The sequence below is a fragment of the Butyrivibrio sp. M55 genome (assembly GCF_900116865.1).
Classification (GTDB): Bacteria; Bacillota; Clostridia; order Lachnospirales; family Lachnospiraceae; genus Butyrivibrio.
The window spans coordinates 1-12,731 of the sequence record NZ_FPCD01000023.1 but is presented as its reverse complement, the minus strand read 5'-3'; the positions used below and the strand labels follow the sequence as shown (position 1 = coordinate 12,731).

The window sequence follows — 12,731 nt, the reverse complement described above, 5'->3', positions numbered from 1 at the left end:
AACTATGACAGCTATTATTGGCGCTGCAATTACAGCTTTGGTTGTAATACTTATTTTTGCTATGGGTTATGTGAAGGCTCCTCCGGATCAGGCATTTATCATTTCCGGTCTTCGCAAAGAACCCAGAATCCTTATAGGAAGAGCCGGGGTTAAGATTCCTTTCTTCGAAAGAGTCGATAAACTCTACCTCGGACAGATGACCGTAGATATAAAAACTGAACAATCCGTTCCTACAAACGACTTTATCAATGTTGACGTTGACGCCGTTGCAAAGGTTCGTATCGCAACAGACAGGATCATCAACATCGGTACTGAGGACTCACCTGTAAAGGTAAAAGGAATCCTTCTTGCTTCAAAGAACTTCCTTAACAAGGCTCCCGCGCAGATTGCACAGGAACTTAAAGATTCCCTTCAGGGTAACATGCGTGAGATCATCGGTACTCTCGATCTTCGCACGATCAACACCGACAGAGATTCATTCTCAGATCAGGTTATGCTCAAAGCTTCAAAGGACATGGATAAGCTCGGTATCGAGATTATATCCTGCAACATCCAGAACGTAACCGATGAGAACGGCCTTATCAGAGATCTCGGTGCTGACAACACAGCAAGGATCAAAAAAGATGCTGCTATCGCAAAGGCACAGGCCGACAGAGACGTAGCAATCGCTCAGGCAGAAGCCGACAGAGCATCCAACGATGCAAAAGTTGCCGCTCAGACCGAGATTGCACAGAAGAACAACGAACTTGACATAAAGAAAGCCGCTCTTAAGAAGCAGGCCGACACAGCACAGGCTGAAGCCGATGCTGCATATGAGATTCAGAATCAGGAACAGCAAAAGACAATCCAGGCAGCCACAGTTAATGCTGAGATTGCCAAGGTTGAACGCGAAGCTGAACTTAAGCAGAAAGAAGTTCTTGTAAAACAGCAGGAACTTGCCGCTGAGATTGAGAAAAAAGCCGATGCCGACAAGTATCGTGCAGAGAAAGACGCTGAAGCAAAGCTCATCCAGAGACAGCGCGAAGCTGAGGCTCGTAAGTACGAGCAGGAAAAAGAAGCTGAGGCTCAGAAAGCAAAAGCTGAAGCAATGAAGTACGCTGCCGAGCAGGAAGCTGCAGGTATCAAGGCTAAGTACGACGCAGAAGCCGCAGGTATCGCCGCAAAAGGTAGAGCCGAAGCTGAAAGCATCAAGGCACAAGGTCTTGCCGAAGCCGAAGCAATGGAGAAAAAAGCTGAAGCCTACAAGAAGTACAACGGCGCTGCTATGGCTGAAATGATGATCAAGATCATGCCTCAGATGGCTGCTGAAATTGCTAAGCCTCTTTCACAGATTGACAAGATCAACATCTACGGAACAGGCGACGGATCAAACGGCGCAAGCCAGATTTCCGGCAACATGCCCGTAGTAATGAAGCAGGTTTTTGACACAATGTCAGAAGCAACAGGCGTTGATTTCTCAGAGATCATGAAAGCCGGTACATATGATGCCAAAGTCAATAAGAACGTAAACATCACCGGACTTAACGATGTCGAAATTAAGGCAACACCTAAGAAAGACAGCGATAAGTAATATATAAAAAGTGGGCAGGTTATGTCATCTACATAATCTGCCCACAAATCTATTTAGCTATATGCTTTATTCCTCTTCTTCCTCTTTCACAGTCATAGGAACTCCGTCATTTTCAGCTCTATACTCTTCATAAAAAGTATCCCATTCCTTATAAGACGCATCTCCCGCATGACTTTTGAGGTCATAGTTACTCATAAGGTATTCCCCTATATAATGAGTCAGCTTGGTTGCCCCTTGTATGTTCGCATGATCTGCATCCGACAGGTCTGTTGCATAATCAACCACAGAATCTTTCATAACAGTAAAATCAATAAAAGGAACATTGTATTTCTCAGCTGTAACAGATGCCGCATTTATCCTTGCCTGCTTCTCTTCGGTGTTTACTTCAGGTGAATGAACAAATACTACCTGTATACCTTTTTCCTGAAGTTCCTCCACAGTTTTTTCCAAGTACATAACACCTTCCGTCTTCGGAGCAGCTTCGTCTATACGAAATTCATATTCAGGCCTCTCAAAAGCTGTATACTCATGACTTGTGGCATATCCCATAGATTTTGAATAATCTTTTGAAAAATCTGCCGGCGTCAACTCTTTCCATCTGTCATGATAAAGAATCATATCAAATAAAAGTTCATATCTCGGATCCGAAGGACTAAGTACATCATAAACCGCTTTTATTTTTGTTAAAGAAATCGGAAATCTGTCCCACGCAAGATGTACACTGTACATATCTTTATATTTTTCCTCTTGTCCATATTGGCTGATTTCAATGACAACCACTTTGGGACTTGTATATTCAAGCGCGTTCTTTATTGTCCAATATGTCACAGGTAATCTTTCGGAAGTATTTCCAAAATTGTACGAAGTAATACCACACTCATTCCATAGTTGAAGCGGATTCACCATAAGCTGCATGTTACTGCTTCCAAAAAATAAAACATCAAAATCATTTTTCTCTCTGAAAAAAGCTTCATACTTTACATAAGCGTCTTTTCTCTCGAGAACCTTTGATGCATATAAGACCATCATCGCAAATAGCAGTACTCCCACCACTACTTGTACAAAAGTCTTTAACGATTTTGATTTCATATTTTTAAAAACCTCCATAAATGAAGTCAGCAGCATTATATGATGATCCGTAAACTCCAAAGATCAAAGTTATCATTATAACACCTGCGGTGAGCAAATATCTGAAAAGCCAAGGCTGAGCAGCGATATGCTCGCGTATCTGCATACCTTCTTCCTGTCTTACGCTGACTACATACCAAATGATCACGCCAATGCCAACCACAAAAAAGTCTTTGTAAGTAAGGCTGTACATCTCAATATCTGTAACGATCCTATACCAGTTAAAATTATGAAAGATCTGATAAACGAGCCTTAGGAAGCCCGAGAATGAACCGGTGATAGTAAACATCTCACCAATTGAAATTATTATCCAGGTACGAGCTCTTCCAAACAGCTTCATGGCATAGCTTTCTCTGTTCAAAGAAAAGCAACGATTCAAAAAGCTAAAGAACGGCTCAAAAATCTGCGCGCTCGCCATGACAAAACCATGCCAAAGTCCATACGCAATATAAGCAATACTGAATTCATGCCAAAGTCCAATCAGCAAAAATGTAAATACGGAAACCATTCCCGCCGGAACTGTTTTTCCAAAATGCGTATTTCTTTTTGAAAGCTTTGAAGAAAAACTTGCATATCTTTTAGAAAGTGCTATCGGATAAAAAACATAATCTCTTATCCAGTTACTGAGAGATATATGCCATCTATGCCAATATTCACCAATTGTCGTAGCAAAAAAAGGTCTCTTAAAATTCTCTGCCAATGTTATTCCAAAGATTTCAGAGATACCGCGAACCATATCTATTCCACCCGAGAAATCGGCATACAATTCAATATTAAACAAAAATATCGCCGTAACCACGATGGAACCTGCCGGAGCATCGGTATGCTCAGTGACCATATTTACAAATAAAGCCAGCCTGTCCGCTATCACAAGTTTTTTAAAGAGTCCCCACAAAAAGAGCCACAGGCCCGATCTTATCTGTGCAAAATCAAAATCATGCCTCTCAAAAAACTGATGATGTAATTTATCAAATCTGTTAATGGGTCCCTGAATAATCTGCGGAAAATACGACACAAAAAGTGCGTAGTGCAAGAAGTTTCGTTCTGATTTTACATCTCCCCTGTAGACGTCAATAAGATAACCAATTGACTGGAATGTATAGAAAGACATACCAAGAGGAAGGATCAACCAACTGAAAGGAAGAAATTTTTTGCACTTAAATACCATCAGCATTCCAAAAGCAACGATGGCAATTAAGGTTAAAAGAAGTCTTTTCTTTTTTGAAACAGTTGCTTTAAAGGCCTTTTTCTCTTCCTTTGTCCATTTCTCTTTATTCTCTTTTATGCTACTCTTCTGAAAATCTGCAAGTTGTTCCAACTTTATTGCACCAAAAAAAGTCATAACGGTTGTAACAACCAGAAATACCGAAAAACGCAGGTCTGTATACAAATAAAAAGCCAGACTGCCTATCAGAAGCACAATCCACTGATGATTCCTAAATATAAAGTAGTACGCAAAAAATAGCACGGTTACGAACAACAAAAAAGAAAAGGAATAAACCATTTTAAAAAATCTCCTGTTCCGCGAGTTTTTTTCTGTCAATCTTAGCATGCGCATTCATCGGAAGCTCATGCATATAAATGAACTTATTGGGAAGCATATAGGCAGGCAGGAACTTTCTGATCTGTTTGATTATGATATCATCGCATTCTGAATCGGCGCTGTAAAAGAGACATATCATCTCCTTTTCCTCTTTGTATACAGCACACGCCATTTTTATCTCATCGATAGCATTAACCACTGTTTCTATCTCGCCCATTTCGATACGATGACCCATATGCTTGATCTGATGATCTTTTCGACCGGCATAATAGAAATTACCGGATTCATCACAATATCCGATATCTCCCGTCCTGTACATCAAATCTTTGTATGCGGTCACTTCCGGGTCCTGTACAAAAGCTTTATCTGTTTGCTCAGGATTCCTATAATAACCAAGCGCAAGGCAAGATCCCTTGACACATATCTCACCTTTTTCGCCCGCTTTGCGTATTCTTTTCATTGTATCGGGATCTATCAGGAACATCTCCGTATTGGCAAAGCTTTTTCCAATGGGAATACTGTCTGTATCTTCCAAACGATCCTTTATTATATAACTACTGCAGTTACAGGTAATCTCCGTAGGTCCGTACAAGTTTACAAAGGTTGCCTCTTTCCAGTAATCCATCAGGTAATTGAGACATTTTACCGGCATAATCTCCCCCGAAAACATTACAAGAGAAATACTATCCGGCACGCATGCGTCGAACAGCTTAAAATTCTGAACAATTCTGAGTGCCGAAACCGCCCATATAAGAACATTAACCTTGTTCTCCTGTAAATAAGGGAACAAAGCCGCCGGCATAACAAAATAACTCTTAGGTACAATAACTACGGTACCGCCAAGATTCAGACTGTTATATATATCTTTTACAGAAACATCGAAATCAAACGGAGCCTGATTTGCCATAACCGGCTGATCAGGAAAAGGAAAACTCTCTGCAAATCTATGCACAAGATCAATGACACTTCTGTGACTTACAATAACACTTTTGGGAATTCCGGTTGTTCCGGATGTAAAGATTGCGTATACGGGATCTGTATCAATCGCAAATTCTCTGATTCTTTTAACTGATTCACAATAAGATTCGTCTATCTGCTCTGCCTGTTCAAGCAAAGAGTCAAAAGATTCTGCCTCAATCGGAAGTTTTCTTTTTGTAGCAGATATGCAACATACAGGCTGAAGCGTATCCAACATAGCCTGCATTCTTTCAACAGGAAGTGTCGGATCGATAGGCACATAAAAATTTCCACTATATACAACCGAAAGAAAAAGCTGCAAACTCCTTATATTTCTGTCAATAAAAACAGCAACGGGTCTGTTCTTTTCAAACGGCTCCATATGCGCATTTTTGCGTATAACAAAAGAAATCTTTTGACTTCTTAACAAAAGATCCTTATAGTTTATAGATTCATCCTTATCCTTAAAAGCTACTCGATCAGGATATTTTGCAGCGCTGCTCTCCAAAAAATCTAATACATTATACTCATTCATACATATTATTCCTGCATATTCTGGATCATTTCCCACATTGCTTTCGCACTGTTGAAATTCTCAGGCTTTAACTGAGATACATTTACCTCAATATCAAATGCTTCGTTTATGGCATTTACAATATAAATGATATCAAACGAAACAAGTATTCCGTCATCAATAAGTGCTTCTTCATTTTCAAAATCAACATCAGGTCTTGCGCCTTTTAATATTTCCATTAATTCATCCATCTTCAAATTTCTCCTCGTATTACATTTTATATACTATTTACTCAGGCAATTCGTTTCATAAGTCGGATTATCGTTTCTGAGCATCTTGCATTGTCCGTCTTCTTCCTTAGCATACACCGCCGGAAGATCTCTGCTTAAGAAAAGATATATACCCTCTGTGATTGAATATGCGCCTATATTCTTAAAAATAAGCCTGTCTCCAATCTTTGGGCTTGGTACCATAACCGCTCTGGCAATCATATCGTTAAATGAACATAAAGATCCATAAAGGTCGCAAGGAACCTCGTCATTTTCACCCTTACACTCTGACTCTATCACAGGAGTTTTCATTACCATATTCTGTCCGTAATAGCTTATATGATTTCTACCACCGTCAAGTATAAGAATCGGTGCATCAGGTGTACCTTTTACATCAGCAACAGATGTAACGTATTCACCACATGATGCAGCAAAAAATCTTCCCATTTCAAGGTTTACATGATAACTGTATTTTGCAGAAGCAATGTAGCTTACCATCTCTTCATACACAGAATAATAGTTATCAAAATCATCCCCGATAAAATAGGGCACTCCAAGTCCCGGTCCGTACTCAAGCAATTCCGGCTCAAACCCATATTTGCTCTTTAATTCGGAAAAAAACTCTTCTAACAACTTAAGCTCAGACTCAATCTTACTGAACTTCTTTTTCTGTGTACCTGTAAAATAGTGGATGCCGATAATCTTAACACCCGCACGTTTGGAACTATCGCTTATGATTTCCTCAATACAACGCTTATCCATTCCAAATTGTGCCCCATTGGATAACCTTGGAAGCAGTTGAATGTTGGTATTTGTCTCTTCGACCTGCTTCACAATCTCATTATATTGATTAACTGATTCAGCAGTAAAAAATCTTACTCCGTATTCAAGAGCATCTGCTATCATCCCCGGTTCTTTATTGACACCGGACAAAATAATTTTTTCCGGATTAACGCCGTACTGCCTGCATATTTTCAACTCGCCCCAAGAGCAAACTTCAAAATAATCTACATCTTTATCTATATACGGAACAAGAAAGGAATTCGCTTTAATAGCATAACAAAAACTCAGATCATCACTCGAGTATTTATCCCTTATTGCCTTCATCTCAGCAATGTGCCTGTGCAATATACTTGCATCAAAACAATAATATGGTGTTTTTAACTCATTATTATGTGTCAATTTAACTCCTTAAAACACTTTAAGAGTGTCGCAAATTCAACATCCTACTAAAAAAATCGCCAAGCATAGTCCCTATCCTTGGCGCTCAAAACATTATATCATTATCGTATATTTTTGTCATTATATCCGCACTTCCATCTCACCATTTGCGAATAATCGCAAAATTAATGCTTATTTCGATTTGCTTCATCATATATTTTTTTATAAATAAAAAATGGCTCTTTCCAATTTTCATAAAATTTCATTATCGAACTCATAGATGGCAATCCATTCTTAGTCAGATCTTTAAACTTAGGAATATCTTTTGCAAATTTTGACGTCGGCAAATTATTCTCCGCTTTAAGATCTTTTTCAGTTAACTTACCCTTCTTTTTTACAAAAGCTTTTCCAGCTTCAAGTACAAAGTATTGACATACCATATATACCGTAGTAATATACTACGATAGATATAGTACTACGACACACATAGTATGACAGATATAGTAAAGGAATGGAGAAAAAATCATGAAAATATTAAAAATGATAGGTAAAGTTCTTGCAATACTTCTTGGAGTCGTGATTGTTCTTTTATCGCTCACATCTATTCACTACAGGTTTAAAGTTCATAACATAATGAACCAGTTGAAAAAAAACGGATATTGTAATTTGGTATCCGCAGGAGACTATAAACTAAACACATTAAAAGTTGGAAACGAAAACGGTAAGCACAAAATAGTATGCTGTTCGGGATTGTATGACGGTACCATGAATTTTTCCTGGAGAAAAATGACAAAAAGTATCGAAGAGGATAACCAGCTTATCTTTATAGACAGAGCCGGCTATGGATTCAGTGAGGACACAAAAACTGATCGTACCGTAGAACAGATCGTGGAAGATTATAGAACGGTTCTCAAAAATATGGGAGAAGAAGGTCCTTATATTTTGCTTGCCCACTCAATCAGTGGACTTTATGTCTCTTATTGGCAGAACAAATATCCAGATGAGATTGAAAGTGTAATAATTATGGACGGAACGCTTTATGTTGACGAAGAAAGAGGAAACCATTCAAATAATCGATCACTCATATTTTATGTAGCAGAAAAAGTTGGTCTTGAATCAATTTTTATGAAATCAGTATATGGAGCTCTTGCTGATATTGATAGTATGACCAATAAAGAACTTGATATGAATGTCTATATGTTTTCAAAAACAACCGGCACTCATGCAATTATGTCTGAATCAAATTTAATATACCAAAATGCAAAAAATGTTATAGATAATTTGAAGCCAAACGATATTCCAAAAATATATATTGATGCTATAAATGCCTTCGATGAAAACCCTGAAAAAAAAGAAAAAGAATGGATTCCATATGAAGAAAAAATTGGAAATTGTGAGCTTGTTCCTTTATATGGTAAACATGCAATATACATGGATCGTACAGAAGAATGCGCAAAAATCATAAAAGACCATATTGATAGTCTAAAATAACTCAAAAAAATAAGTGTCTTCAGAATATATGTACCCTCTTTACCGGTTCATCCATTAAAGAGGGTATATATATCACTGGACTAATCATATCCTGATGCATCTCAAGCCTTCATTATGCCACCATGAAAAAAGCATTCATAAACTCTTATATTATACAATAGATTTCCTCATACCCTTGAAACCAACGAATATCTCCGGTTACATTACACTTGTATGTGTACTCGCCGATTTGCTATTTCCTTTAATAACTTTCCATATAATTATTTTATTATAACAACAAAAAGAAGCATCTCTGCTTCTCTCTAATGCCGGCGACCGGGATCGAACTTTCATTCATCTCGTAAAGCCACAAAGAAAGGAGCTTCGCCGCCACGCCATTTTTAATGGAACTCTTTATGGAACTCTTTCTAATTGGTAGTGTTATGCAAAAAAATGAATAATCACCCCTATTATTTCATTTTATCTAAATGAAAAAGAGACCCTGTGTAATTCAGAATCTCTTTTGATTAACTATTTTATTAAAATAGCTTGGTAATATAAAGGCAACTACATTATTTAGTTATGCAAGACTATCAAACATAGGCTTGTCTTCCAAATAGTCCGGTAAATCTCTCAATTCTTTAATTTCTTTTTGAGCATTTTTTACAGCACTATTATAAATAGCATAGAATTCAGCCTTTTCCTTCAATTCCGCAGGAGTCATTTCATATCCCCATCCGTAATCATCTCCTGCCAATAGTTTCACTCCGCCTCTTTCAATAACTGCTCCGTATCCACCTGTTGTCAGAATTGGACATGTAAGCGTAGCTCCACCTGCAAGTGAAAAACTTTTATCTGACAAATTTTGAGATTTGTCAGCATGCTCTAAAAAATAGAGTAATGACATTTCCCCAACTCCATGCTTTATACCTTTTGTATTTTTGCTCTGAAATTTAATAGCCTTCTCTGCTTGCTGATATAATCCCTTCCTATCAGGAGAAACATCAGATAGATAATCAGCTCGAAGTTTTAAAACCTCTCGATTTAACTGTTCTGTTTCTTTTCCATTATTAGCTTGCGCTACTCTATTTGCAAGATCTTTTATTTCAGATACCAATTGTTCCTTTGTTTTTTTGCATCTTCCTGCTGATGGAATATATGTCCAATTTGGAGTGTCATTATTCATTGGTATTGCCGTTTTGTAACTATTGACATTTCCTACTCCTAACAGTAAACCATTTAACATGTTTTATCTCCTTTGCACTTTAAAATGAAAACAGATAAATCTCTTTTAGTAATTTTATATTTCACTGTAGATAGTTCCAAATGCTCTAATATGTATATCGACACATTACGATTTCACAATTACATCTTCTATGACAAAATGAATCTACATAATTATTTCTTTATACTCCAGTATCCATTATATGCATAATGATCATTGGTTCCAATTAAAAGCCTGTCAGATTGTTCAAAACCGAACTGCTGAAGAGCCTTAATTCTTTCTACTGCATAAATCGGTGCTTTCGTGATGATTGTATCGCACTCAAATAATTCATATGCAGGTTTTATAATAAATGAAAGAATTTCTTCTAGTATTTCAGCTTTCTCATGATGACTTCCCACATCCAATCTGAGGACACCAACACCATTAAAATCATCATCTGCCACTCTATGAAACAACTCTATTGTGCCAATTGCTTTTGACGATTCTTTATCGATTATGGCCCAACGCACAAACCACTTTGTTTCGTAAGAACTTAACCAAAAGTCAATTGCCTTTTCCATACGCTCTATTGACGAATAATAAAAATTATCGCCATCACAGTTATCACTGTTAAAAAATGGCAAGGCCTGCTTATCACTGTATACCTTTAGCAAATCGCTTGCATCATCCTTTTTCACAAACCTAAGTAAATACTTATCATTCTCTAATACTGGACAATTCTCATATACACTCATAAAAATGCTCCTCACCATATAATATTTTTTTCAGCTACTTAAGTCTTTCTTACTAACAAATATCATAAAAAGCGTCTTTTTCGAACGCATGTTCTTTATTATATCAAATAAAAAAGAGGAGCACAATATATGCTTCTCTTTACATTACTGCCGGCGACCGTGATTGAACTTTCCTGCGTCCCGCAAACATTGATGGAAAGGAGTCTGGCGTTCTCACTTATTATGAGAATTTTCTCTATCCTTCTTCATTTCCAAATATTTCTTTTTAATATCTTCCGGAACATCTAGATCTAGATCAATAAAATTCTCCATTATATAATCTTCTAATTTCTGAAATTCATCATCACTTCGAGTATCTGTCCCCAAAACGTACAATGCTATTCCAAGTTCTTTTGCGCGTTGTTCTCTTCGTTCTGTGAACTGTTTAAGTTCATCTGGGATTCTTAGAGGAGACTTATATGAACTTGTAGGTTTTGGCTTATCAACTATATTAACCATAACGAACCTCCTTTATATTTCACTGTGTACGATTCCAAAAGCTTTAATCTGCTCAATCACAGTGTCATAACTAATAAAATCTTTTTTCCAATCTAGTAATGTTTTTCTTGCTGATATAATTTCATTTGGCAAAAGATCTCTCGTCTTCTCTAATATGTATATCGCTCCATTATTGCCCAGAACAATAAGTATTGACATATTTACTGCATCAACAAATGTTTTTATATCTTTCTCAGAAAAATGAGAATTACTCGGGTGATTATGCATTACAAGAAATGCATAATCTGTACCTTTCATCTGATCAACAAGATAATCAATATCAACTCTATGTAGTGCTAGCATCTAATTAGTACATTTTAAAATGAGTTAATCCCTTAAATATCATATAATACAAGAGGAGGAACTCATTATGCCTAGAAAAAACAAGCAACATACAAAGCAGTTCAAGTTGGATGCTGTCAACTATCGCAAGGAACACCCTGATCTCACTCAGGTTGAATGTGCCAAGAATCTCGGAATAGGAACCAGCACCTTAGCAAGGTGGGAAACCCAGTTCAGAAACAATGATGGTGACATTCCTACAAGAGGATCAGGTAACTACTCTTCAGACGAAGCCAAAGAAATAGCACGTCTTAAACGCGAATTACGAGATACTCAGGATGCGCTTGAAGTATTAAAAAAAGCTATCAGCATTCTGGGGAACGATTAACGGAAATCATATACACGGAAGTTACTGCTAAGGTAGAGGCATCTAAAGTTACAAAACGCCGTGTCTCTACTTCCGGAATGCTGAAATCTCTAGGCGTGTCTAGATCTGGATACAGAGCTTTTCTCAACCGTAAAGTCTCTCCTTCCAAGCAAAGAAAAGAGGCTGTGAAAAAGCAGATCCAGCAAATCTATGATGATTCTAAACAGAACTACGGAGCGCCAAAGATAACTCAGGAACTTCGTAAATCTGGTGAGACCATTTCGGAACGCACAGTAGGTAAATACATGCGCGAAATGGGTATTAAAGCTCAGTGGATCAAACCTTGGACCACCACTACCAGAGACTCTGATTTCAGCAGTGAACTTCACAACATTCTCGACGAACAGTTTAATCCAGAGCGCCCTAACGCTGTCTGGTGCACTGATATCACATATATATGGACTCAGGACGGATTTGCATATCTCAACTGCGTTATGGACTTATTTGCCAGGAAAATCATCGCCTGGACTCTTGCAGACACAATGGATGTATCTACAGTAATTGAAACTATAAATAAAGCAAAAGCCTGTCGTAACACTGATCTGCCATTAATAATCCACAGTGACAGAGGTAGCCAGTATGTTTCAAATGCATGGAGAGAAGCTACTGAAAAGATGCAGCGCAGCTATTCTCATAGCGGTTATCCATACGATAACGCCTGTATAGAATCCTTCCATTCCTTGATTAAAAGGGAGTGGCTCAACCGCTTCACAATCTACAACTATAGCCATGCATACAGGCTTGTATTTGAGTATATAGAAACCTTCTATAACACTGTTAGGATTCACAGCCATTGTGACTACATGTCTCCTAACGAGTTTGAAAAACTTTATGAGAAAGTAATGACTTTGCCTGCAGCCTAGCAGGCAAACTTCTCATTTTAATTTGTACTATTTATTGACATAGGAGCA

Annotated in this window: 13 protein-coding genes; 4 read left to right on the top strand and 9 right to left on the bottom strand. The window is 37.6% G+C overall.

The features are described 5' to 3' along the window. The first annotated feature begins 4 nt into the window (after positions 1-4). A complete protein-coding gene (locus BM398_RS15860; RefSeq protein ID WP_092339136.1) occupies positions 5-1,570 on the top strand; it encodes a flotillin family protein in 1,566 nt (521 codons plus the stop codon). Between the two features lie 66 nt (positions 1,571-1,636). Here BM398_RS15860 and BM398_RS15855 read toward each other — a convergent pair whose 3' ends face one another. The 5 genes from BM398_RS15855 to BM398_RS15835 are packed head-to-tail and all read right to left on the bottom strand — an operon-like array spanning position 1,637 to position 7,163. Further along, positions 1,637-2,659, bottom strand: a complete 1,023-nt coding sequence (locus tag BM398_RS15855; protein WP_092339134.1) for a hypothetical protein — start codon at positions 2,657-2,659, stop codon at positions 1,637-1,639. Between the two features lie 4 nt (positions 2,660-2,663). After that, on the bottom strand, positions 2,664-4,202 hold the full coding sequence (locus tag BM398_RS15850; protein WP_175531991.1) for an MBOAT family O-acyltransferase: 1,539 nt from the start codon (positions 4,200-4,202) through the stop codon (positions 2,664-2,666). Position 4,203: 1 nt separating this feature from the next. After that, positions 4,204-5,733, bottom strand: coding sequence for an amino acid adenylation domain-containing protein (locus BM398_RS15845; protein ID WP_092339130.1), 1,530 nt, complete (start codon positions 5,731-5,733; stop codon positions 4,204-4,206). A gap of 5 nt (positions 5,734-5,738) precedes the next feature. Then, a complete protein-coding gene (locus tag BM398_RS15840) occupies positions 5,739-5,963 on the bottom strand; it encodes an acyl carrier protein (protein ID WP_092339128.1) in 225 nt (74 codons plus the stop codon). A 33-nt stretch (positions 5,964-5,996) separates the two neighbouring features. Next, positions 5,997-7,163: a diaminopimelate decarboxylase family protein gene (locus tag BM398_RS15835; RefSeq protein WP_092339126.1), complete on the bottom strand. Its 1,167-nt coding sequence runs from the start codon at positions 7,161-7,163 to the stop codon at positions 5,997-5,999. Positions 7,164-7,667: 504 nt separating this feature from the next. Between BM398_RS15835 and BM398_RS15825 the strand changes: the two genes are divergently transcribed. Beyond that, positions 7,668-8,633 carry an alpha/beta fold hydrolase gene (locus tag BM398_RS15825; protein ID WP_092339122.1) on the top strand — a complete coding sequence of 322 codons (966 nt, stop codon included), beginning with the start codon at positions 7,668-7,670 and terminating at the stop codon, positions 8,631-8,633. Between the two features lie 559 nt (positions 8,634-9,192). Here BM398_RS15825 and BM398_RS15820 read toward each other — a convergent pair. The 4 genes from BM398_RS15820 to BM398_RS15805 form a co-directional block, all read right to left on the bottom strand. After that, positions 9,193-9,858, bottom strand: coding sequence for a hypothetical protein (locus BM398_RS15820; RefSeq protein ID WP_242949837.1), 666 nt, complete (start codon positions 9,856-9,858; stop codon positions 9,193-9,195). A gap of 152 nt (positions 9,859-10,010) precedes the next feature. Then, positions 10,011-10,574, bottom strand: coding sequence for a GNAT family N-acetyltransferase (locus BM398_RS15815; RefSeq protein WP_092339120.1), 564 nt, complete (start codon positions 10,572-10,574; stop codon positions 10,011-10,013). A 213-nt stretch (positions 10,575-10,787) separates the two neighbouring features. Then, the gene (locus BM398_RS15810; RefSeq protein WP_092339118.1) at positions 10,788-11,072 is read right to left on the bottom strand and encodes a hypothetical protein; all 285 of its coding nucleotides are present in this window, start codon (positions 11,070-11,072) and stop codon (positions 10,788-10,790) included. A gap of 12 nt (positions 11,073-11,084) precedes the next feature. After that, complete coding sequence (locus BM398_RS15805; protein WP_139233841.1) at positions 11,085-11,369, bottom strand: hypothetical protein; 285 nt, start codon at positions 11,367-11,369, stop codon at positions 11,085-11,087. A gap of 112 nt (positions 11,370-11,481) precedes the next feature. Here BM398_RS15805 and BM398_RS15800 point away from each other — a divergent pair, with 112 nt between their 5' ends. Both BM398_RS15800 and BM398_RS15795 read left to right on the top strand, forming a co-directional pair. Then, entirely contained in the window at positions 11,482-11,781 is a 300-nt protein-coding gene (locus BM398_RS15800) for a transposase (protein WP_092338115.1), read from the top strand. Beyond that, entirely contained in the window at positions 11,745-12,683 is a 939-nt protein-coding gene (locus BM398_RS15795) for an IS3 family transposase (RefSeq protein WP_092338113.1), read from the top strand. The genes BM398_RS15800 and BM398_RS15795 overlap by 37 nt, the downstream gene beginning before the upstream one ends. Positions 12,684-12,731 lie beyond the last annotated feature (48 nt).